Consider the following 21,138-nt stretch of genomic DNA (forward strand, 5'->3'; position numbering starts at 1 on the left):
CTTCACTTCCACCCTGCTTTTAACGAAGGTGAAGAAGGTTCTAGAAAGCCATATCATGTCTTGCGAATCAAATTAGATTAAGGCGACAGTAGATAGATACGTAAATATCAAGCGTATGTATTTCATCAATGCATACGCTTTTTTATTAAGTGTAAATCGGCATCTATCAATTTATTTTTGATAATTATTCAAAAATTAGGCTGTTTTTGATTACTCTAGAGCCTTGTATTATCAATCTATCAGCAACGATAAGAGCGAAAGAACAATGAATAAAAAAATCACAATGGGTGTAACAGATTTATCATTCCATCGCACGACAGCTTCATTGGTTAGCAATGTATTGAAGACCATGGGCTTCGAAGTTGAGCGAATCTTTTCCCCTCATCAGGAAAATTTTGAAAAACTGAAAGCTGGTGAAATCGATATGCTCTCTTCTGCTTGGTTACCATCGAGCCATGGTATCTATAAGTCGGACGTTGAAAAAGTTGAGCCATTAATCGAGCTTGGACTTCATTACGAACCTTACGCACTGTGGGGTGTGCCGGATTACGTACCTGAAGAGATGGTCGCTGAAGTGGCGGATTTATTGAAGCCTGAAGTCGTCGAGCAAATGAGACCTAAAATTCAAGGTATTAATCCAGGAGCTGGAATCACTCGCTTCTCTATCCAGATGATGGAAGAGTACGGTTTAAGTAAAGCAGGCTATGAGTTTTTTACAGGCAGTGAAGATGACTGTTTTAGTGCTTTTGAAGATGCCGTCGCAAATAAAGAGTGGGTCATTGTGCCGCTATGGAAACCGCAATTTCTTCACTATCGTTATGATATTCGCGAGCTTATAGAGCCGAAAGGGCTGCTTGGAATTGTAGACCGAGCTGTACTGTTACTGAGAGATGATAAGAAAAATCTATTTACTGATGAACAGCTTAAAACCTTAGATTCATTACGTTTCTCCAACGATATTATTGCCGAGCTTGATTATAAAGTGTGCCGAGAGGGTAAACCGCAAGATGAAGTGACGTATGAATGGTTAGCTGCACAAGGTGTTATCTAACTAGGTTAACAGGTAAGTATCTCAACACTACCCGGTCGAGCAGTGTGATTATCAAAAATATATTGAATGTAATTAAAAGATTAGGCGGTTTATCTAGGGTAAAAAATCTCTATGATGAAGGTGTCCAATCAAAGGAGAAACAACATGCCAGCACCAACAACAATGAAAGCAATTGGTTTTACTCAATCACTAGCAATTACAGAGCAAGACAGCTTATTCGAGTTTGAAACAAGCCTGCCAGAGCTAAAAGACAATGACCTGCTGGTAAAAGTGAGTGCGACCTCGATTAACCCAGCAGATGCAAAAATACGTATCCGCAACGCACAAGATAAAACCCTAGAGCAGCCAAAAGTATTGGGCTATGACGCGGTGGGTGAAGTGGTTGCTAAAGGTGGCAATGTTTCAGGCTTCGAAATTGGTGACCGTGTTTATTACGCAGGTGATGTGACACGTATGGGTGCGAATGCTGAGTACCAAGCGGTCGATTACCGAATTACAGCTCACGCCCCAAAAAGCCTTTCTGACGAATCAGCAGCCGTTATGCCTCTCGCTACATTGACAGGTTGGGAAGCCTTGTTTGATCGCCTACGCGTTCGTCCAGAAGAGAAGAAATCTATCCTGATTATTGGTGGCGCAGGCGGTGTCGGCTCGATTACGATTCAATTGGCGAAGCAGCTCACTAACTTAACAGTGATTGCGACCGCTTCAAGACCAGAGACTGAGCAGTGGGTAAGAGATATGGGCGCTGACCATATTGTGAATCACCGCAATCTAGTGGAGTCGGTACGTGAGCAAGGCATTCAACATGTGGACTACATCTTCAACGTTGCAGATACCAAAGGTCACTGGGATGCAATGGTCGAGTTGATTGCTCCGCAAGGCATGATCAGTTCAATTGTAGAATTTGATGGTGGTGTTGACCTATCAAAACTACAAGGCAAATCAGCTGGCTTTATCTGGGAGCTGATGTTTACTCGCTCGCTGTTTAACACTGACGATATCCAGAAGCAGCAAGATATCCTGTTCCAAGCGGCAAACTTGATTGATGCTGGCCGCATTAAATCAACACTCACTACAACATTAAATGGCTTTGGTGTTGAGACGTTAAAAGACGCACACCAACGTATCGAAAGCAGCGCGTCAATTGGCAAAACTGCAATTAAATACTAACTCAGACTTATAAAAACGGGATTTTTGATGAAACTGTATATCTACGAGCATTGTCCATTTTGTGCCCGTGTTGTTTATGTTGCTAATGCACTGAAGCTTAACGTTGAATACCAAGTTGTGGATTACGCTGATGCGCAAACTCTGATTGATTTAATCGGTCAAAAAATGGTGCCAGTTTTGGAGAAAACGGATGGCAACGTGATGGCGGAAAGCATGGATATCATTGCTTACTTTATCGAGCAAGCTGGTATTGATGCGGTAGCCGCACCATCAGAAGAGACGTTGGCATTTCAGCGTGAGGCATTCCCTTTGATTCAAAGAATTGGCTACCCTCGCTGGACGAAACTGAATCTAAAAGAGTTCGCGACTGAAGCAAGTGTTACTGCATGGCAAGCGAAGAAAGAGACAGAAGAGCTGAACTTTGTTCGCCTGTTAGAAAGCACAGAGCAAATTGTTGCAGATGTAAACGCACAGTTGCTTAACGCTGAAGCGTTGATCCAACCGAATGCGGGTAAATCACCACTGCCTCTGGTTGATCAGGCTATCTACTTCTCGCTACTGCGCGGCTTCTTTGTTGAGCCCACCGTTACTTGGCCGCAAGAGCTTAAGTTATGGCTGGAAACAAACAGTAATGAGCTAGGTGCTAGTATACTAACTGTCTAGACTGGTTGGACGAAAGCGTATTAATTAGGCCCGAGTTATCAAGATGGTAGCTCGTTTTTTTTATTAATATAACCAGTCAAACTTAAAAACAGTAAAACCTGTGATTTCTTTTTACTCATTACTATTCCTCTTCCCCTAGAAGTAACCTCAAGGCAGGTTGGAAATCTTTACGACGTGATTTTCCATACCTGTAGTTATTCATTTATTTCTAATTTAGCAAAATCCCAAACACGAAAATGTCCAGAACCTTCATAAGCTGAATTTTTACCGGTTGAATTTTTACCGGTGGTACTTCCTAGTTCGAAAGTCCCCCTTTCCAACTTAGAACCGATCTCTATATTAGTTTCGGGATATTTTCCTTTACCCTTCCCCCATCAAACGGATGCATAGCTGATCTTCCTAGCGACTTACAACGTAAGAGGTTCGTTAAAAGGGAGAAAACAATATGTCCACCGTCTATGTCAGCATCGGAAGCAACATTAACCGCGAACATCACGTCACAGAATCTCTCAAAGCATTGAATAGCCGCTTTGCACCTCTGCACATTTCTAATTTCTACGATTGTGAGCCTGTTGGTTTTGAAGGAGACAACTTCCTAAACCTAGTCGTTGGGTTTGAATGTGACCTTTCTATCGCTGAACTGGCCAAGGTTCTGCATCAAATCGAATTAGAGAATGATCGCAAGCGTGAGACTAAAGAATATGCTTCGCGCACTATGGATATCGATATCCTTCTTTACGGTAACGAAGTGGGCACTATCGATGGGGTAGAGCTGCCTCGAGGTGAAATCACCGAGTACGCTTTTGTGCTTCGACCGTTAGTTGATGTTGCCGCGCAAGAACGTCATCCCACGCTAGATATCTCTTTTCTGCACCTCTGGAACAACTTCGATCAGCTGAGTCAGAAAACTGAACTTATACCTTTCAAGGTCAGCTTCACTTAATCCCTACAGCGGCTTTGAACAGAACGCTTGAGCTTTATTGATCTTTTCTTCTAACAGGCACGTAACTCACTCTACCTTCTAAGGATCGGAAACTGTTATGAATCACAATGCGATTATCACCATCACAAATCTCAGATTAAGAACCTTCATCGGCTTCAACGAAGAAGAGAAAACCAAGCAACAAGACATTGTTATAAATGCGGAGATCCATTACCCCGCAAACAACCTTTGCCTCTCTGATGATGTGGAGAACGCACTTAACTACAAAAATATCTGCAAAAAAATTATTGAACATGCTGAATCTGGACGGTTTCTGCTTTTAGAAAAGTTAACCAGCGACGTACTCGGTATTTGTATCGACCATTCATGGGTCCGATACGCTCAAGTGAGAATTGACAAGCCTCATGCGCTACGTTTCGCCGATTCCGTCTCGCTCACCCTGAGCTATGAAGCAGAACTTGAAGATTAACTCATAAGGAGAGAGTCATGCTGAATACAGAAGCCGAAAAAGTAAGAGAAGCTTTGCTCGAAAAGGGACTAGAAACCCCGATGACATCGAGCGAAATGAACCCCGACCAGAAGTACAACCGCATCAAAGGACTTTTGACGGAAGTCGTCAGTACGCTTGGACTGGATTTAACCGATGACAGTCTCGCTGAAACACCTCATCGCATTGCAAAGATGTACGTTCACGAGATATTTTCAGGGCTCGACTACAACAACTTCCCAAAAATCAGTGTTATCGACAACAAAATGTCGGTTGATGAAATGGTCAAGGTATCAGACATCAATTTAACTTCTACGTGCGAGCATCACTTCATTACCATTGATGGTTTAGCACAAGTGGCTTATATCCCTGAATCCAAGATTCTCGGGCTATCTAAAATAAACCGTATTGTTCGATTCTTTGCTCAGCGTCCGCAGGTTCAAGAACGCCTTACCCAGCAAATCCTGGTCGCAATACAGGCTCTGGTTGAAACAGAAAATGTGGCTGTGACGATTAAAGCAACTCACTACTGCGTTAAATCGAGAGGCGTTATGGATGCAAACTCTGAAACCACCACAACCGCGCTTGGTGGCAGTTTCAAAACTAACCCTCAAACTAGAGCTGAGTTTTTACGATGAGTGAGACGATTCTAATAACCGGTGTGGGAAAGCGTTTAGGATTCGCTCTGGCGCAGCAACTTTTATCTGACGGATACAAAGTAGTTGGCACTTACCGAAGTGACTATCCACAGCTGCAATTACTGCGCGACAGTGGAGCCGACTTGCAACAGGTAGATTTTTATCAACAAAGCAGCCTAGAGGGTTTTCTGCATTATGTTGGTCAAGAATACAAGGCGCTCCGAGCCATCATCCATAACGCTTCCGACTGGCAGCCGGAGAACAAAGAAAATCCCAGTGAAAACGCATTACAAATTATGAACCAGATGATGACGGTTCACGCTACCGTGCCTTATCTGGTTAATTTAACGCTCAAAGACCAATTAATGTCTGGCGATAAAACGTCGGACATCATCCACATCAGTGATTACGTTGCGGAAAAAGGCAGTAAAAAACACATCGCTTACGCGGCCAGTAAAGCTGCGCTCAACAACCTGACGCTGTCGTTCTCGGCGATGTTGGCTCCCAAGGTGAAAGTCAATACTGTCTCTCCAGCCATGATCAAATTCAATGAACATGACGACGAGGCCTACAAAATCAAAGCTCTGAAAAAAGCACTGATTCCTACAGAGGCAGGCTTTGAAGAAGTGATAGATGGCATCAAGTTTGTTTTGGCTAGCCACTATATGACAGGAAGGACTTTACACCTTGATGGCGGTAGGCATTTGAAGTGAAGTTCATGTGTTGTGGGCTAACCTTCCTTGTGCTGCAACACAGCCACAAATGCATCCAAATACTGTTCGATAGTCAGGTCAGCAGATACGGGCGGTAGCTCTACAGTAATGCATGGCAGGTTTCTTTCTTGGCACCATGTCCCGAATGAGCCTGGGGTTTCGTAATCGACGTCTTCAACAAGTGGTAGGTTGAACTGTTTGCCTAGCCAAGTGGCAAGTTCCGATTGGGTTGGGTCATCGACCATGGCGAGTGGTTCGTGGAAAGAGATGACGAACTTGGGTTTGCGCTGTTCAATGAGGTTGATGAGCGATTGTACTTCCGGTTCAAGCTGATCGGCTTGTCCTGTTTTCACTTTTACATCTCTGACTGGGGTGTGAGAGCTCCAGCGATAGACGGTGCCGTCTTCTGTCCAGTTTTGCGTCGGGAATGCGCGGTTCAAATCGACTTGGTTAGCGTTGGCGCGGGTGCCTAGTTGGTTGCCGTCAGGGTTCATCGACAAGATCACATCGTGTCGTAAGTTGGCGGCTGGCAGGCTTCTTAGCGCACAAGACAAACCTGCGATAGAAGCGGTTTCATCGCCGTGTGTGCCAGCTATGATTAGACCTCGATATTCGCTTTCTACTTGCGCGGGGAAATAGAGCAAGGGTGCGCCCAATACCGACTTTCCATATGGTAGCGGCTTTATTGAAAATGCAGCTCTTTCCGTTCTTGGAATTAAACTCACCTTTATCTCCTGATTGATCAAGTACTATCAAGTATTAACGATTACAAAAACTATTTAGATAAACGAAAGTATTAAAACTCGTCAACAGTCGCATTGTTAATTTTATTACTTGCTTCAAAGATAGGCTAGGAGAGCAAAAACATATGGATTTTAAGAAACATTCAACGGCGTTACTCATTTCATCTCTATTGACCCCTTTTATCTCAGTAACTGCCGTTGCTGACACATTGCCTGCGGGAACTTCTCTGGCGAAAGAACAGCACTTAGTGCGCGCGAATGATGCAGAAGCGGCGACACTAGATCCTGCGAAAGCTGAAGGCCTGCCAGAAATGCACATCCTACGTGATTTGTTTGAAGGTTTAGTGATTCAAGATCGTGATGGCAATATCACCCCGGGTGTTGCGCAGTCTTGGGAAACCGAAGACAACCAGACCTTTGTATTCCACCTTCGTAAAGATGCGCAATGGTCGAATGGCGATCCGGTGACGGCCGATGATTTCGTGTATGCGATAAGACGCGCGGTAGACCCTAAAACGGCATCGCCGAATGTTTGGTATCTCAAGCTTACTCAAATCAACAATATTGCTGACGTAGCCGAAGGCAAAAAGCCCGTTGAAGAGTTAGGTATCTCTGCAGTCGATAAACATACGGTGAAATTCGAACTCGATAGTAAAGTGCCTTACTTTGTGGCGATGACAGGCCACACATCCATGATGCCAGTGCACAAAGCAACCCTAGAAAGTAGTGACAAGCCGTGGAGCGATCCTAAACAATTTGTTGGTAATGGTGCATTCGTACTAGACGAGTGGGTGGTGAACGAGCGCATTGAGCTTAAGAAGAACCCGACGTACTGGGACAGTTCAGATACCCACTTAACCGAAGTAACTTATATTCCGTTTGAGAATCAGAATGCCTCGATTAACCGTTATGCGGTGGGCGAGGTCGATATTACTTCGGATGTGCCTACACACATGGCACAGCAGCTTAAAAGCAAATATCAAGATGCGTTTACCACAGTGCCTCTGCTGTGTACTTACTACTACGCATTCAATACTACGCGACCACCTTTTGATGATGCGCGAGTACGTAAAGCTGTCTCTTATTCTATGATGCGTGACGTTATCACCAATGGTGTGACTCAGGTGGGCAACTTACCGGCTTATACCTTTGCACATGAGTACACAGCTGGTTTTGATGCGACACAACCTGAATACAGCACATGGACTCAAAAGGAACGTGATCAAAAGGCCAAAGAGCTACTGAAAGAAGCGGGCTACGATGCGTCTAATCCGTTGGACTTCAAACTGCTTTACAACACCAGTGAATCGAACAAGTCGATTGCAGTGGCGATTGCATCAATGCTGAAAGGTAATTTGGGTGCTCAAGTCGAGCTTGAAAACCAAGAGTGGAAGTCTTACTTGGTGTCACGTCGCCAAGGTGATTTTGATGTAATGCGCGCCTCTTGGTGTGGTGATTACAACGAAGCATCAACCTTCTTGAGCCTATTGCGCTCTGGTTCTTCGGGTAACTTTGCTCGCTACAGCAATGACAAGTACGATGCCGCGATGGACAGCGCATTGGCCGCAACCAGTGAACAAGATCGCCAAGGTTTCTATGACCAGGCAGAGCAGTTACTGGCAGAAGACATGCCGATCGCGCCAATTTACTACTACATGCAGGCTCGCCTAGTGCGTCCAAGTGTTGGTGGTTTTGCGAAGAACAACGTTGAAGGGCGTATCTACTCTAAGGATCTTTATATCACAGAGTAATTGCGTTTGATTCACGCGGCGACACACCGCTAAGAACATGAAATAAAGAAAAGGGACGTTGATCATAAATATCTGATCAACGTCCCTTCGTCATTAATCTGTAACGGTAAGCGCAAAAAACTGAAACCTGATTGAAGTATTTTTCACTTTTATTTCAATCAGGTGAAGCCATGTTACCCCCTCTACGTGCCCTTGTTGCGTTCGAAGCTGTTGCTCGTCTTGGTTCCATTGGCGCGGCTGCCCGAGAGCTTTGTGTCACGCAAGCGGCGGTTAGCCAACAGCTCAAAAGTTTAGAAACCTTCCTCGCCTGCCATCCTTTTATAAAAAATACTCTTTTATCAGGCTTAATATTCAGCTGGTGGACTGGCCATCAACTAACCCTTGTCAGAATGTCGATATCGAGCTGACCAACGGCAAGGTCGAAAGCGAAGACACTCATTGCGAGCGATTGTTTCAAGAACATTGGCAACTGGTGTGCAGCCCTTTCAGAGAAATTACGCTCAGCAATTCAGAAGATCAAACTTGAGCAATAGCCAACTCTAACAATTAAGTCTAGTTTTGGTATTAGCTTGCTATCAGAAAATGAAAAGTGGAAAGACTGTGCGATCGCGCGCTTTATCAAGCAAAGCTAAAAGGACGAAATACAATTGTGATTGAAGAGTCATACCCGGCATCAACAAAAGCGATCGGCAGCTCTTAGTTTGACTAAGAGCCAACATCCACACAAATTATTTTTGGCATGTTTAGCCCTAAAAGGCTTTCGTCGTGCAAAGTGATGACGAAAATCGGTAAATAAAAGTCAAAAATAAAAACGCGAGCGGTAGATTGCGATTTATGTTGGTGCTACGTTATGAGCAATTTATAACATATAAGTCATGACACATTAGACTGAGAGATAGCAGCTAACGATGAACAAGACAAAAAGATATCCGGCCAGCATAGTATTCAGCTACCTAATACTTTCATCTTTATGGGTTTTATTTTCTGATCTCGCGGTTGAATCATTATCAAATGACTTGCGTGAACATGCCTTAGCACAGACAGTCAAAGGTCTGGTATTTATCATTCTAACGTCTGCTCTGTTATGGGTAATGGTTCGGAAAAATAATCGCGATTTAGAGAGCGCCAACGATCTTGATAGTGTCACCGGGCTTCATAGCCCATCAGTTTTTTATCGATATTTAAATAAAAGACTGAAAAATTCTCAAGCCATTGACCATTATGTCCTCTTCTTATTAGACATTGATAACTTCAAATCTGTCGCTGACCAGATCGGATTCGAAAATACAAATTCATTTTTAAAAGACATTGCACGATCTATTGAACTTCCTATAGAGCATCAACCGCTTTCATCACGAGTGCATTCAGATGGTTTCGCGTGCTTGGTTAAACTCAACCATACGGAACATATTGAATCCTACATTGCCCTCGTACATCGTAGATTTAACCAGTGTGCTTATCGTTATAATATTAATGCCACTTGCTGTATTGGCGCTGCTCTATTCCCCTCGGATGGGAATAATGCCAAGCAACTCATGGCATCTGCTACCCACGCCTTAACTGAAGCAAAGAAAAGCAAGGACACGATTGAATTTCATGACCCAAAACTCACTGAGCTTGAACGTCAACGTCAAGAAATGGTGCAAGAATTACGTAAAGCGATTGATGACAAAGCGATTGATATTGTGTTTCAGCCTAAATTCAACATTGAAAGTAGACTCGTCGCAGGTGTGGAGGTGTTGTCTCGTTGGACGCATGAGCGCTATGGTGTCGTTTCACCGGATATCTTTGTCGCGCTAGCAGAAGAGAATCATTTTTGTCGTGATTTGACTACGTTAGTTCTAGAGAAGACTGCGTCACAACTTAGGGCTAATGGCTTGCTAGGGAATGAGCTTAATAGTGTCTCGGTCAATATTTCAGCGGTAGAGCTAAATAGCGTTGATGACATGAACCATCTGGACGAATATCTACGAAAGGATCCCGAGTTTGCTCGCTTACTTTGTCTTGAAATCACTGAAACCGCTATTTTGAAAGATATAGATCAGTGTGCGATCGCTGTTCAGAAGTTAAAAAAACAAGGGGTGTCCTTTTCGATAGATGATTTTGGTGTTGGCTACACGTCTTTTGGTATATTTAGCAAATTGGATGTAGATGAAATCAAAGTCGATCGTAGTTACATCAATGGGTTGGAAGATGATTATCGTTCTAGAGCCATAACGTCTGGTATTATTGATATAGCGCGAGGGTTTGGCATTAGTGTAGTGGCTGAAGGGGTTGAAAATGCTCAACAACTGTCAATTTTGAAAACGTTAAATTGCGAACAAGCCCAAGGTTATTATCTGGGCTACCCGATGCCATATAAACAGTTGAAAGAAAGTCTCACCTCTGAAATAGAACTATGTTCAACAACATAACTTAATACTTTTTCATCTAGGCGACAGAGATACAGATGACTTGTATCGAGAAGGATGCTGTTGGCCCAACTATAAGAAATCCCCATTCGTTGACTAGCCGAATGGGGATTTTAGTTACTAGGGGGTAGTAATTTTATCTTCTAACTTGTTTCAGGTTTTAGATAGCCACCATAGTCGCGGCTTTCTTCATAGCTTCCTTGGTTGAACACTCAATCACGTTCGCATTAGCAAAGCGGTGAGCGTCTTTCACTTGAATATCGTGAGCTAAGATAACCAGTCTTGAGTTCGCTACATCTAGGTCGCTGATGCGGTTCTGAATACCGTTTTGACCTTGAGTTTCTACCTTAATCTTAAGGCCTGCGGCTAAGCCTGCTTTCTCTAGTGCTTTCGCTGCCATGAAGGTGTGTGCAACACCAGAAGGGCAACATGTTACTGCGACGATGTCGTACTCGCCTTCGCCTGCTACAGGTGCTGTTTGAGCTTGAACTGGCGCTGCTTCAACCATGTCATCTTCTGTTTCTACTGCGACTGGTTTCCAGAAGCCAACGATAACCGCTGTGGTTAGCGAGCCAAGTGCAATACCTACTACGTACATTGGAATGTTGCTTGATACAGGTGCAGTGATTAAGCCGCCCCAAGGTGCGTGAAGTAGAACGTCTGTCATGAAGCCAAACACACAACCCACGATACCACCGGCAACGATTGAAGGAAGTACGCGCATTGGGTCATTCGCTGCGAACGGGATAGCGCCTTCAGAGATACCGATAGAACCCATGATTGCTGCAGCTTTACCTGCTTCTTGCTCTTGTTTAGAGAACTTGTTTTTGAATAGGAACGTTGCCAATGCCATGCCTAGAGGTGGTGTACAAATCGCGATGCCTACGCCGCCCATTAGCCACGGTTGTGTGTCTACTTGAGTTTGAGCAAATAGGGTCGCTACTTTGTTGATAGGGCCGCCCATATCAAACGCCGTCATACCACCAAGGATTGTGCCCAGAACCATCTTAGATGCGCCAGCCATTGAAGCTAGGAACTCGTTCATTGAATACATGAACAGTTTGATTGGCTCACCGATGCCCCACAGTACGATACCTGCAGAGATTAACGTGCCTAGAAGCGGGTAGATGAAGTAAGCACCTAGCGCGGTCATGTTGGTAGAAAGTGGGATCTTCTTAAGTTGGAACACCACGCCACCAGCGATAAAGCCTGCCACGATACAACCAAGGAAGCCGCCGCCCATGTCAGCCATGATGCCTGAAGAAATCATCGCAGGTGCCAGTGCTGGTTTATCTGCAATTGAGTAACCAATAAAGCCGCCAAGAATGATTGGGAAAAGAACAAGGCCTTTGATACCGATATTAGAGATGTCTGCCAACAAGCCGTCTGCTGGAACCGCACCTTTGCCTGATGCCATGACCGCTAACGCCAACAGAACACCACCGGCTACGATGAAAGGTAGCATGTGTGAGGTTCCGAAAAGCAGGTGGCCTTTCATGGTACTAAGGATTTTTTTAAAGTCGCTACTACTGTTTTTATTATTGGTATTCGTAGCTTGAGTTGTTAGGGTGCTCATAATTTTCTACGCCTTATGAATTAATTAAAATATTAAGGATTTGATGTTCGTTTTTTGCGTTATGGATATCTTGAATAAATTCATCGCTGAATTTTCCAAATAGTTCTTGTAGTACATAAATATGATGGTCTGCACCGTTATCTGGTGAGGCAATCATAAAAAACACGGTTGGATTGATGCCGTCTTCATCGCCATACTCGATACCTTGACGCTTAACACCGACAGCAATCGCTGGCTCTGTTACTGCCTTGCTTTTTGAGTGTGGGTAAGCGATGCCGTCCATCGAGGTAATGCTTTGAGATTCACGAATTTCGATGTCTGCCAAGAAGGCTTCTTTATTACTGATTCGGTTGTTCTCAAATAACATGCTTGCCAATTCTTCAAACAGTTCTTTTTTATTATTCGCTTGAAGGTTGTTATTAATTAAGTTGACGTTAGTTAGCTGTGTGATCATTTATTAACTCATTCACTATTGAAGTTCTTGAATTAAAATTAATGGATTAACCCGATTCGCGAAATAGCAAATAAAAGCCCTTCACTGTACATTTGTACCAAGCAAAATTAAGTGTGATTTGCATCATTCATCCAGTGTGAGATGAGTCATATTTGATGGTGTACTTCGGTGTTGAAATAACTTTCTGTAGGAAGAAAAATGCCCCGCAAAGCAGGGCATGATCAGTGTTTGTATCTACTCGGGAGAGCTAGCTGTAAGCACGCGCCACGCGTCCAACGCAATCGAGTTTGTAACTCTCAGCGTAAGCGGGAATGAACACCGATTGGCCTTTCTCTATTACGCAGGTTTCACCACATTGATGGGTTAGCACCATGGATTCATCGAGTGGCAGTAGGATCTCGGCACCTTCGGTAGTGATCTTCCTCTGATGTGAGTTTTGCACGATAGAGAACTTAAAATCTTCGACTGGAATTTGATATTCCATCACATCACCTTGCTCAATCGGGCTGAGCAGTAATCTATCCGCAGGCTTTTCATTGAATTGAGTACAAGAGACTAATTCATTGATATCCATGTACTTAGGCGTCAACCCTGCGCGGAGTACATTGTCTGAATTCGCCATCACTTCTAAGCCCGTACCTTTAATGTAAGCGTGAGGTGTCTCGGCATCCAGATACATGGCTTGTCCGGGCTTTAAGGTGAGCACGTTCAATAGCAGCGGAGCAAACAGGCCGACATCCCCTGGATACTGCTGTTCTAATTCTGAAATCAACTGGAACACGGGTGCATCAGAAAGCTTGGCCTTCATCAGCAACATGGTCAGCGCCATGCCTTTTTGTTCACCTTGCAAAGACAATAAGCTCGCGAAGAAGCTGGCTAATCCATTGGGCGTTTGGTCGCCCGCGAGATCGTTAACCATCGAATGAAGCTCTGCAATGTCGAGATAATGGAAGTGTTCAAGGATCTCGTTGATCGACCTAAAGCCATTCATCGCGGTGTAGTCGGTTAATGCATACACCAGCTCCGGCTTGTGGTTGGGATCCTTGTAGTTGCGGTTGCCAGCCGTCATCGGAATGCCTTGCTGCTCTTCAAGAGCATAGCCAGATTCGGCTTGCTGCTTGTTCGGGTGAACTTGAACAGAGAGCGCTTTCTCAGCCGCTAATACCTTAAACAGATACGGAAGTTCACCAAAACGACTTGCGACTTTCTCACTTAGAAACAGGTTTAGGTTCTTGGAAATAAGGTTCGACAACGTGGTTTGCTGACCATTGTCAGTGACCATCGAACAACCATTAGGGTGAGCACCCATCCAGATCTCCGCTTGCGGCTCACCAGACTGGTTATCAGTACCAAACAGTTGGCTGAACGAAGAAGGGCTACCCCATGCGTAGTTCTGAATCACGTTAGTCATAGGGTAGAAAAAACGTTGGACGAACGAATCGTTCGCTAAAGAAAAATCAGACATCGAAATCACCATGAAGGGAAACATGGCTTGAGCTCTACTCGGCTTAATGAAATGCGAGACTAGAGTGGGCTCAAGCCATTGGAGTTGAAATGGCTTAAGCCGCTGCTGTTGCTAGCTTGGCTTTGCGTAGATTTTTAAGTGCGATACAAGTAACCGCAGTTACGCCTGCACCAGACGCCATGCACAACAGTGCTAGCAGTGGGTAGTTCATTGCGCCAAGTAGAGCGACCACTGGACCACCGTGAGCAACACTGTTGGTGATACCAAACGAGAACGCCATTACCGCAGCAGTCATTGAGCCAAGCACGTTGGCTGGGATAACTGACATTGGATCTTGAGCCGCGAATGGAATCGCACCTTCAGAGATACCCACCAAGCCCATCGCGCCTGCTGCTTTACCTGCTTCAATCTCAGAAGATTCGAATAGGTCGAACTTACGGCCAAGTCTGGTTGCGATAGCCATACCAAGGGGAGCGACAGGGATTGCACACGCCATTGCACCCATGAACTGAGTTTGACCGCTGGCAATCATGCCGACTGAGAATAGGAACGCCACCTTGTTGAACGGGCCGCCCATATCAAAGCCGGCCATGCCACCAAGGACAATACCAAGCAGAACCACGTTGCCTGTACTCATGCTGGTTAGCAGTGCAGTAAGAGCATCCATCAGCCCAGCGATAGGTGCGCCAATAACAAAAATGAACAAACCTGCGATGAACAAAGAGCCAGTGATCGGAGCGATCATGATAGGCACAAGCGGTTGAACGAATTTGTGGTAGTTAAACGAAGTAATCCATTTAACGAAGTAACCCACTAATAAACCCGCGATGATTGCGCCAATGAAGCCAGTACCTGCGTCAGCGCCATAGAAAGAACCGTTGTTGGCAATCCAGCCGCCAATTAAGCCAGGGGTTAGGGCAGGGCGGTCAGCAATCGCGTAAGCAATGTAGCCAGCCAAGATTGGGATCATCAGGGTGAAGGCCACCACACCCACCTCTAGGATTTGGTTCCACATGCTGCCAGCAGGAATTGCCATGCCAGATTCACTCGGCTCACCGCCAATGGCTAGTGCTAGGGCAATCAAAAGACCGCCCGTCACCACGAATGGGATCATGTGAGATACGCCATTCATCAAGTAACGGTAAAGGTCTGAACGTGCTTGCGAGGCTTTCTCTGCAACAGATTGGTTGGTCGGTGCTTGTTCTGCTTGGTAGCTTGGCGCGTTGAGTGCTTGCTTAATCAAGCCTTGCGCGTCTTTGATTGGCGCTTTTACGTTGGTTTTGATAACGCATTTTCCGGCAAAGCGAGCCATGTCGACCTGTTTGTCACAAGCCACCACAATCGCATCTGCGCGTTCGATCTCTTCTCGAGTTGGGCTGTTCTTAACGCCAATAGAACCGTTGGTTTCGACCTTGATGTCGTAGCCAAGAGCCGCCGCGCCTTTTTCTAGTGCTTCGGCTGCTAAATATGTGTGTGCGACGCCAGCTGGGCAGCCTGTCACACCAATGATGAAGCCTTGCTTCTCAACATTGGTTTCTGTCTCAGCAGGTTCAGGTTTGGTAAGCAGTAGCTCTAATGCCGCTTGTTCAGATTGAGCATTCATGAAGTTTTCAATGAAACCTTCTTCAATCAATTTTGAAGAAAGCTCTGCCAGTACTTCGATGTGGTGATTATCGCCGCCATCAGGAGAGGCAATCATGAAGAACAGTTTTGATGGCTGGCCGTCATCGGCGCCGTACTCGATACCCTGTTGATGGACACCGATAACAACCGCGGGTTTGATGACCGCAGCGCTTTTCGCGTGTGGCAGAGCAATACCTTCTTCAAATCCGGTATTACCTTGTTCTTCACGAGCTTTAATGTCGGTAAGGAACTGTGCTTTGTCTGAAATTCGACCTTGTGCGTACAGCACCTCGATCAGCTCTTTAAATACGTCTTCTTTTGAATTAGCGCTAAGCGAAAGCTTAATCAAATTTTGGTTGATCAATGTCGTGATCATAATGAACCCCTACTCTGTTTTTATTTTGTTAGGGGTATTCTGGAATCTACGGCTTGCCTTCTGTAGTGAAGAAAAAATGCATTTACTGGATGATTGTTGCCTTATAAATGGAGTGTGATTTTGATCGGTTAGGAGTGCCTGTTTGGGGGAGTGTTGACAGCTTTTATGAGGTTATAACGCTTTTATTGATAAGGGCTTAGATTGATTTTTCTATCATGATAACAGTGTTCTAAATCTGGCCTTAGACTGGAGATTTATTTCCACTACTGGATTTTTGTAACCTAGATCTCAAATTGTGATTTTGCTCAATAGCGCTATGTTTCACTAAGGAGTATATCTATTCCCGTAGCCTTATTGCTGCTTATAAGAGTTCGAAACAATGATATTTCATGACCTAATCTCGTCGGTATTAAACGAGCGAGAACCGTTTCATAACATCTGGTTTGCGGGAGATTTTCACACGCCTTCAGCATTCAGTTATCAGGTGAACTTTCCGCGTTTAGAGCTGGTGCTCGACGGTGAGTATATTAATGAAATGGAGAGTCATGATCGCAAGATCACCAATGTTGTTGCGAAAGCAGGGGATGCGATTTTCATCCCGCCTAACTGTTGGAACAAGCCGAACTGGGATACTGATTGTTCGGTACTGAGTATGTTGTTTGGGCGTCGTCAGCTTGGTTTAAGCTTGGTGAGCAAGCGCAAAGGGGAAGAGAGCTTCTACGATATCCAAAAGCATAGTATTCAGACTCGCTCTGGCTTTGCGATTGATAATATTTTGGAGGCGCTCAGCTCGTTAGCGCGCGAGAGCAACAAGCAGCCGATGGATGAATTATTGCTGCAAGCGTTGCTTCAATACAGCAAGACGATGCTGGATGCGCCTGTCGAGAAGTCTCACAGCCGCGTACAGGATGTGTATCAAGGGATCTGTATCTATATCCAAGAGAATTTCCACCGCCAGATCACGCGAGACAGCATCGCTTTGCGCTTTAGTATTTCATCCAACCATTTGTCGCGAATGTTTCGTCAACAAGGCCACATGACGCTGGCTGAATACATTACACGTGTGCGAATCGACCGCGCCAAGTTCATGCTCAAGAAATACAATTTCAAGCTCAATGAAGTGTCGGTACGTTGTGGCTTCAAGGATGTGAATTACTTCTGCCGAGTATTCAAAAACCGCACCGGAAGAACCCCGACTGAATATCGTGGTTCAATCTAATATCCCTTCAAATTGCCATTTTTGACCAGAGCTTATACGACCGAAATTTGTATGACTAGATCATCACAGTGAGCTCTGTGTTGTGGTGATCAATTTGCTTTGTGTTTTCCTCTGCTGTTTATTTCTATACCTTATTTCCAAACCTATCTTTAGGCACGTTCTCTATTTATCCCGTTTCACTAAATAAACCCAATTAATAACATTAAGGCTTCGCTTTGCGAGTTGCTTATTGTTTTTCGTTGCCTATTTATTGAATTAAACGTGTGAGAGTTGATGTATTAACGCGATGCATTTAATGGATGATAAGTAAATTAAAAACCACTTATCGAGACGATAAAATCTTGTTGTTATTGTCCGGCTTACTGATTTAAATGTTTTTAAGTTATTGATTTTAAATGCTTACTTCGCTTCGGCTTATTCTTTGTTTACTAACGTGTAATTCATGTCTCGAAATCAAATATTCAGGTTTATACGCCCCATCACAACCTTGACTTATAATACTACAAATTAAAAATTCTATAGATAATATGATCTTCAGATATTCATCATAAAGAAGACTTATACATGGAACTCAATACTCTGATCGTAGGAATTTATTTCCTTTTCCTTATAGCAATAGGTTGGATGTTTAGAACGTTCACCAGTACAACCAGTGATTATTTCCGCGGGGGCGGTAACATGCTTTGGTGGATGGTTGGCGCGACTGCGTTTATGACACAGTTCAGTGCTTGGACCTTCACTGGCGCAGCGGGTAAAGCGTATGCCGATGGTATGGCTGTCGCGGTTATCTTCTTAGCGAACGCATTTGGTTACCTGATGAACTACCTGTACTTCGCTCCGAAATTCCGTCAACTGCGTGTGGTAACGCCAATTGACGCGATTCGTATGCGTTTTGGTAGCTTCAACGAACAAGTATTTACTTGGTCTGGCATGCCGAACAGTATTGTTTCTGCAGGTATCTGGCTGAACGGTTTGGCGATCATCGCATCGGGCATCTTTGGCTTCGACATGACGACAACCATCGTTCTGACTGGTCTTGTTGTACTTGTTATGTCGGTGACAGGCGGCTCTTGGGCGGTTATCGCGTCTGACTTCATGCAGATGGTTATTATCATGGCGGTAACCGTAACGTGTGCTGCAGTGGCTATCGTACAAGGTGGTGGCGTTACTGAAATCATCAACGATTTCCCTGTAGCAGAAGGCGCATCATTCGTTTCTGGTAACAATCTGAACTACGTAAGCATCTTCGGAATTTGGGCATTCTTCATCTTCTTCAAACAGTTCAGTATCACCAACAACATGTTGAACTCTTACCGTTACCTAGCGGCAAAAGACTCAAAGAACGCGAAGAAAGCGGCACTGTTGGCATGTATTCTGATGACCATCGGTCCAATCATTTGGTTCATGCCACCTTGGTTCGTTGCAGGACAAGGCGTTGACCTTGCAGCACATTACCCAGACGCAGGCTCTAAAGCAGGCGACTTCGCTTACCTTTACTTCGTAGAGCAATACATGCCAGCGGGTATGGTGGGGCTTCTAATCGCAGCGATGTTTGCGGCAACTATGTCTTCTATGGACTCAGGCTTAAACCGTAACTCTGGAATCTTTGTAATCAACTTCTATCAACCGATTCTTCGTCCAAACGCGACAGAGAAAGAGCTGATGATTGTGTCTAAGTTGATGTCTACCTTCTTCGGTCTAGCTATCATCCTTATCGCGCTGTTTATCAATTCGCTAAAAGGCTTGAGCTTGTTCGACACCATGATGTACGTGGGTGCACTTATTGGCTTCCCAATGACCATTCCAGCATTCTGTGGCTTCTTCCTTAAGAAGACTCCGGACTGGGCAGGTTGGGGTACGCTAGTGGTCGGTGCGATTGTGTCTTACATCGTTGGTTTCGTGATTACCGCTGAAATGCTACAAAACTTGTTCAACCTAGAGCCTCTAACAGGCCGCGAATGGTCTGACTTGAAAGTTGCAGTAGGTCTGATTGCGCACCTAGTGTTTACTGGCGGCTTCTTTGTTCTTTCGACATTGTTCTACAAACCACTAGAAGCGTCTCGTCAGAAAGATGTTGATACCTTCTTCAACAACCTTGCGACACCATTGGTTTCTGAATCAACAGCACAGAAGAAACTGGACAACAAACAACGTCACATGCTGGGCTCACTGATCGCAGTGTCTGGTGTGGCAGTGATGGCGATGTTTGCTCTACCGAACCCATTCTGGGGAAGAATGATGTTCGTACTGTGTGGCGGTATCGTATTCGTAGTTGGTTTGCTGTTGGTGAAAGCTGTAGACGACTCGGTTGAGGATGCGAAACAAGCGAAAAAAACAGCTTAAGTTAGCTAACCAGTTAAACAAGTAATTAAACATAAAACGGCTGAGCTCTAATGCTCAGCCGTTTTTTATTGTATGAGAAAATGAGCTTATAACGATTGGATAGGTGTCACAACAGGGGATTAATGGATGCTTTGAGTTTGACCAGAAGAGATGAATTAGATAAGGCGTGACGAGATGTACATCAACAAGGCTTGCAGGTCGACGCTGCTTCGGGTCTTTTGCAGACGCTCATTGACCTGATCGTGCAGTAGGTTCCGAGTTAGGTTGGTCGCCGCGACAATATGCTCTCGTTGTGGCTTGGTTGGTAAAACAAGAGCAATGGCTACATGCACTTCGCCAATACGTGATGCCCAGTCAATCGGGTCGTCACTGACAATAACGGCAATTGAGAGATCTTGAGTCGATTCAAACATCACATGCGGCAGTGCGATACCTGGTGACACGCATGTTGAAGAGCGTTCCTCCCGCTTAATAAATGCCAGAATCAACTCATCCGGATCTTCTGGATAAACAAGGTGAGCGAGCCCTTTTAAGCACTCAAATTTGGTCAGTTGGGTTTGCGCCTTAGCGTGGTGCCATTTGATGTCACAAGGCGGGCATATTTGTGGCATTCGCTGGATTAAATCTTTAGAGAATTCATGGTTCACTTGTGAGCCAACCATGTCGTAATGCTCAGCAATTACATCTTTGAGAACGAAACAGGCCAGCTCCGCATCAATACCGACCGCGGTTATCTGGCACAAATCACCACGAAGTAAACCTACTTGCAGCATCGCGACGGATTTGGAGAGATCAGCGGTTCGATTTTGAGTGATGTTGATAATGCGGATGTTGCTTTTGAATTTCTTCGCTAAGCGAGTCAGCGGCTGCGCGACATGTGAGTTCGCGGCAGGATCGTTAACGAAGAAGGTGATCTGGTATTCGTTCATGAAAAGTTTAAGTTCGACAATGCTTAATAAAGACTTTATCGATACTCAACAATACCTCTTCCATGGGAATGAATAAGGTTTTAGCTGGGTCGAAGCGGCTTGGCTGTTCAATGTCGATATCAGAGACGATCAACACCTTGTCTGCGAGGGTAATATCTTGGGCTGTCAGTAAGTTTTCAATACCCATAGCGCCTTGCGTCTCAACCTTGATTGAAACGTTGAACTTAGGGGCTGTTTTATTTAGAGCATCAGCTGCCATATAGGTGTGCGCAATGCCTGTAGGGCAGGCAGTTACCGCTACAATTCTCATTATTATTCTCGGCTTAATCTCGTCCCTGTTACGTTACAAAAGCTACCTTTCAGAAGCTACCTTGGAAAAGCTATCTTGCATGGAAAATCCAGTATAGAAAGCTCGCATGGCGGAGGGACGATATTGTTATGGGTTCTGTGGATTTTATGGATTGGCGTTTTTTATTCCAAGGTGAAAGTCACACTCTGAGCTCTTGGTTACAATAATCCAGTTAATGCACCTTTCGTCCTATATATTGAGTGCCTTCACACCGTTAATCTTTTCATCTTATTA

General features: G+C 44.7%; 18 protein-coding genes and 2 pseudogenes. 13 read left to right on the forward strand and 7 right to left on the reverse strand.

The window, feature by feature from the left end:
* Positions 1-283 precede the first annotated feature (283 nt).
* The 7 genes from AB4351_RS18530 (at position 284) to folM (ending at position 5,665) form a co-directional block, all read left to right on the forward strand.
* Positions 284-1,051 carry a glycine betaine ABC transporter substrate-binding protein gene (locus AB4351_RS18530; protein WP_102281786.1) on the forward strand — a complete coding sequence of 256 codons (768 nt, stop codon included), beginning with the start codon at positions 284-286 and terminating at the stop codon, positions 1,049-1,051.
* A 144-nt stretch (positions 1,052-1,195) separates the two neighbouring features.
* Positions 1,196-2,221 carry a zinc-binding alcohol dehydrogenase family protein gene (locus tag AB4351_RS18535; protein WP_102281765.1) on the forward strand — a complete coding sequence of 342 codons (1,026 nt, stop codon included), beginning with the start codon at positions 1,196-1,198 and terminating at the stop codon, positions 2,219-2,221.
* Positions 2,222-2,248: 27 nt separating this feature from the next.
* Positions 2,249-2,884, forward strand: a complete 636-nt coding sequence (grxB, locus tag AB4351_RS18540; RefSeq protein ID WP_102281763.1) for a glutaredoxin 2 — start codon at positions 2,249-2,251, stop codon at positions 2,882-2,884.
* A gap of 445 nt (positions 2,885-3,329) precedes the next feature.
* Positions 3,330-3,827 carry a 2-amino-4-hydroxy-6-hydroxymethyldihydropteridine diphosphokinase gene (gene folK, locus AB4351_RS18545; protein ID WP_102393954.1) on the forward strand — a complete coding sequence of 166 codons (498 nt, stop codon included), beginning with the start codon at positions 3,330-3,332 and terminating at the stop codon, positions 3,825-3,827.
* A 97-nt stretch (positions 3,828-3,924) separates the two neighbouring features.
* Positions 3,925-4,296, forward strand: a complete 372-nt coding sequence (folX, locus tag AB4351_RS18550; protein ID WP_102393953.1) for a dihydroneopterin triphosphate 2'-epimerase — start codon at positions 3,925-3,927, stop codon at positions 4,294-4,296.
* Positions 4,297-4,313: 17 nt separating this feature from the next.
* Entirely contained in the window at positions 4,314-4,952 is a 639-nt protein-coding gene (gene folE / locus AB4351_RS18555) for a GTP cyclohydrolase I FolE (RefSeq protein WP_102393952.1), read from the forward strand.
* Positions 4,949-5,665 carry a dihydromonapterin reductase gene (gene folM / locus AB4351_RS18560; RefSeq protein ID WP_102393951.1) on the forward strand — a complete coding sequence of 239 codons (717 nt, stop codon included), beginning with the start codon at positions 4,949-4,951 and terminating at the stop codon, positions 5,663-5,665. The genes folE and folM overlap by 4 nt, the downstream gene beginning before the upstream one ends.
* A gap of 17 nt (positions 5,666-5,682) precedes the next feature.
* Here folM and mpaA read toward each other — a convergent pair whose 3' ends face one another.
* Positions 5,683-6,390, reverse strand: coding sequence for a murein tripeptide amidase MpaA (gene mpaA, locus AB4351_RS18565; RefSeq protein WP_372126816.1), 708 nt, complete (start codon positions 6,388-6,390; stop codon positions 5,683-5,685).
* A 143-nt stretch (positions 6,391-6,533) separates the two neighbouring features.
* Here mpaA and AB4351_RS18570 point away from each other — a divergent pair, with 143 nt between their 5' ends.
* From AB4351_RS18570 to AB4351_RS18585, 4 genes and pseudogenes are all read left to right on the forward strand, one after another.
* Complete coding sequence (locus AB4351_RS18570; RefSeq protein WP_372126818.1) at positions 6,534-8,159, forward strand: ABC transporter substrate-binding protein; 1,626 nt, start codon at positions 6,534-6,536, stop codon at positions 8,157-8,159.
* A gap of 170 nt (positions 8,160-8,329) precedes the next feature.
* A pseudogene (locus AB4351_RS18575) lies at positions 8,330-8,643 on the forward strand (LysR family transcriptional regulator); the annotation flags it as partial.
* Positions 8,636-8,859, forward strand: a pseudogene (locus AB4351_RS18580) (GGDEF domain-containing protein); the annotation flags it as partial. The pseudogenes AB4351_RS18575 and AB4351_RS18580, both read left to right, overlap by 8 nt.
* A 208-nt stretch (positions 8,860-9,067) precedes the next feature.
* The gene (locus tag AB4351_RS18585) at positions 9,068-10,573 is read left to right on the forward strand and encodes a putative bifunctional diguanylate cyclase/phosphodiesterase (protein ID WP_372111411.1); all 1,506 of its coding nucleotides are present in this window, start codon (positions 9,068-9,070) and stop codon (positions 10,571-10,573) included.
* 157 nt (positions 10,574-10,730) lie between these two features.
* Here the strand turns inward: AB4351_RS18585 and AB4351_RS18590 are convergent, their stop codons facing one another.
* The 4 genes from AB4351_RS18590 to AB4351_RS18605 form a co-directional block, all read right to left on the reverse strand.
* A complete protein-coding gene (locus tag AB4351_RS18590; protein WP_372126819.1) occupies positions 10,731-12,146 on the reverse strand; it encodes a fructose-specific PTS transporter subunit EIIC in 1,416 nt (471 codons plus the stop codon).
* Between the two features lie 13 nt (positions 12,147-12,159).
* Positions 12,160-12,600, reverse strand: a complete 441-nt coding sequence (locus AB4351_RS18595) for a PTS sugar transporter subunit IIA (RefSeq protein ID WP_372052083.1) — start codon at positions 12,598-12,600, stop codon at positions 12,160-12,162.
* 247 nt (positions 12,601-12,847) lie between these two features.
* Positions 12,848-14,065, reverse strand: coding sequence for a mannose-6-phosphate isomerase, class I (manA, locus tag AB4351_RS18600; RefSeq protein ID WP_102393943.1), 1,218 nt, complete (start codon positions 14,063-14,065; stop codon positions 12,848-12,850).
* A 94-nt stretch (positions 14,066-14,159) separates the two neighbouring features.
* Entirely contained in the window at positions 14,160-16,064 is a 1,905-nt protein-coding gene (locus AB4351_RS18605) for a fructose-specific PTS transporter subunit EIIC (protein WP_372103450.1), read from the reverse strand.
* 379 nt (positions 16,065-16,443) lie between these two features.
* Between AB4351_RS18605 and AB4351_RS18610 the strand changes: the two genes are divergently transcribed.
* Together AB4351_RS18610 and AB4351_RS18615 are read left to right on the forward strand one after the other, a co-directional pair.
* Complete coding sequence (locus AB4351_RS18610; RefSeq protein WP_017061655.1) at positions 16,444-17,283, forward strand: helix-turn-helix transcriptional regulator; 840 nt, start codon at positions 16,444-16,446, stop codon at positions 17,281-17,283.
* 564 nt (positions 17,284-17,847) lie between these two features.
* Complete coding sequence (locus AB4351_RS18615; protein ID WP_029236500.1) at positions 17,848-19,626, forward strand: sodium:solute symporter family transporter; 1,779 nt, start codon at positions 17,848-17,850, stop codon at positions 19,624-19,626.
* A gap of 155 nt (positions 19,627-19,781) precedes the next feature.
* Here the strand turns inward: AB4351_RS18615 and AB4351_RS18620 are convergent, their stop codons facing one another.
* Together AB4351_RS18620 and AB4351_RS18625 are read right to left on the reverse strand one after the other, a co-directional pair.
* Positions 19,782-20,555, reverse strand: a complete 774-nt coding sequence (locus AB4351_RS18620; RefSeq protein WP_017070486.1) for a PTS sugar transporter subunit IIA — start codon at positions 20,553-20,555, stop codon at positions 19,782-19,784.
* Positions 20,556-20,562: 7 nt separating this feature from the next.
* Entirely contained in the window at positions 20,563-20,865 is a 303-nt protein-coding gene (locus AB4351_RS18625) for a PTS fructose transporter subunit IIB (protein WP_372126821.1), read from the reverse strand.
* Positions 20,866-21,138: the final 273 nt, after the last annotated feature.

Origin of the sequence: Vibrio sp. 10N.261.51.F11 (assembly GCF_041471665.1) — a bacterium.
GTDB lineage: Bacteria > Pseudomonadota > Gammaproteobacteria > Enterobacterales > Vibrionaceae > Vibrio > Vibrio crassostreae_C.

What these genes read in the sequence shown, in the direction of transcription:
- AB4351_RS18530 (WP_102281786.1), top strand. Translation starts at nt 284, where the DNA reads ATGGGTGTAACAGATTTATCATTCCATCGCACGACAGCTTCATTGGTT.
- AB4351_RS18535 (WP_102281765.1), top strand. Translation starts at nt 1,196, where the DNA reads ATGCCAGCACCAACAACAATGAAAGCAATTGGTTTTACTCAATCACTA.
- grxB (WP_102281763.1), top strand. Translation starts at nt 2,249, where the DNA reads ATGAAACTGTATATCTACGAGCATTGTCCATTTTGTGCCCGTGTTGTT.
- folK (WP_102393954.1), top strand. Translation starts at nt 3,330, where the DNA reads ATGTCCACCGTCTATGTCAGCATCGGAAGCAACATTAACCGCGAACAT.
- folX (WP_102393953.1), top strand. Translation starts at nt 3,925, where the DNA reads ATGAATCACAATGCGATTATCACCATCACAAATCTCAGATTAAGAACC.
- folE (WP_102393952.1), top strand. Translation starts at nt 4,314, where the DNA reads ATGCTGAATACAGAAGCCGAAAAAGTAAGAGAAGCTTTGCTCGAAAAG.
- folM (WP_102393951.1), top strand. Translation starts at nt 4,949, where the DNA reads ATGAGTGAGACGATTCTAATAACCGGTGTGGGAAAGCGTTTAGGATTC.
- AB4351_RS18570 (WP_372126818.1), top strand. Translation starts at nt 6,534, where the DNA reads ATGGATTTTAAGAAACATTCAACGGCGTTACTCATTTCATCTCTATTG.
- AB4351_RS18585 (WP_372111411.1), top strand. Translation starts at nt 9,068, where the DNA reads ATGAACAAGACAAAAAGATATCCGGCCAGCATAGTATTCAGCTACCTA.
- AB4351_RS18590 (WP_372126819.1), bottom strand. Translation starts at nt 12,146, where the DNA reads ATGAGCACCCTAACAACTCAAGCTACGAATACCAATAATAAAAACAGT.
- AB4351_RS18595 (WP_372052083.1), bottom strand. Translation starts at nt 12,600, where the DNA reads ATGATCACACAGCTAACTAACGTCAACTTAATTAATAACAACCTTCAA.
- manA (WP_102393943.1), bottom strand. Translation starts at nt 14,065, where the DNA reads ATGTCTGATTTTTCTTTAGCGAACGATTCGTTCGTCCAACGTTTTTTC.
- AB4351_RS18605 (WP_372103450.1), bottom strand. Translation starts at nt 16,064, where the DNA reads ATGATCACGACATTGATCAACCAAAATTTGATTAAGCTTTCGCTTAGC.
- AB4351_RS18610 (WP_017061655.1), top strand. Translation starts at nt 16,444, where the DNA reads ATGATATTTCATGACCTAATCTCGTCGGTATTAAACGAGCGAGAACCG.
- AB4351_RS18615 (WP_029236500.1), top strand. Translation starts at nt 17,848, where the DNA reads ATGGAACTCAATACTCTGATCGTAGGAATTTATTTCCTTTTCCTTATA.
- AB4351_RS18620 (WP_017070486.1), bottom strand. Translation starts at nt 20,555, where the DNA reads ATGAACGAATACCAGATCACCTTCTTCGTTAACGATCCTGCCGCGAAC.
- AB4351_RS18625 (WP_372126821.1), bottom strand. Translation starts at nt 20,865, where the DNA reads ATGAGAATTGTAGCGGTAACTGCCTGCCCTACAGGCATTGCGCACACC.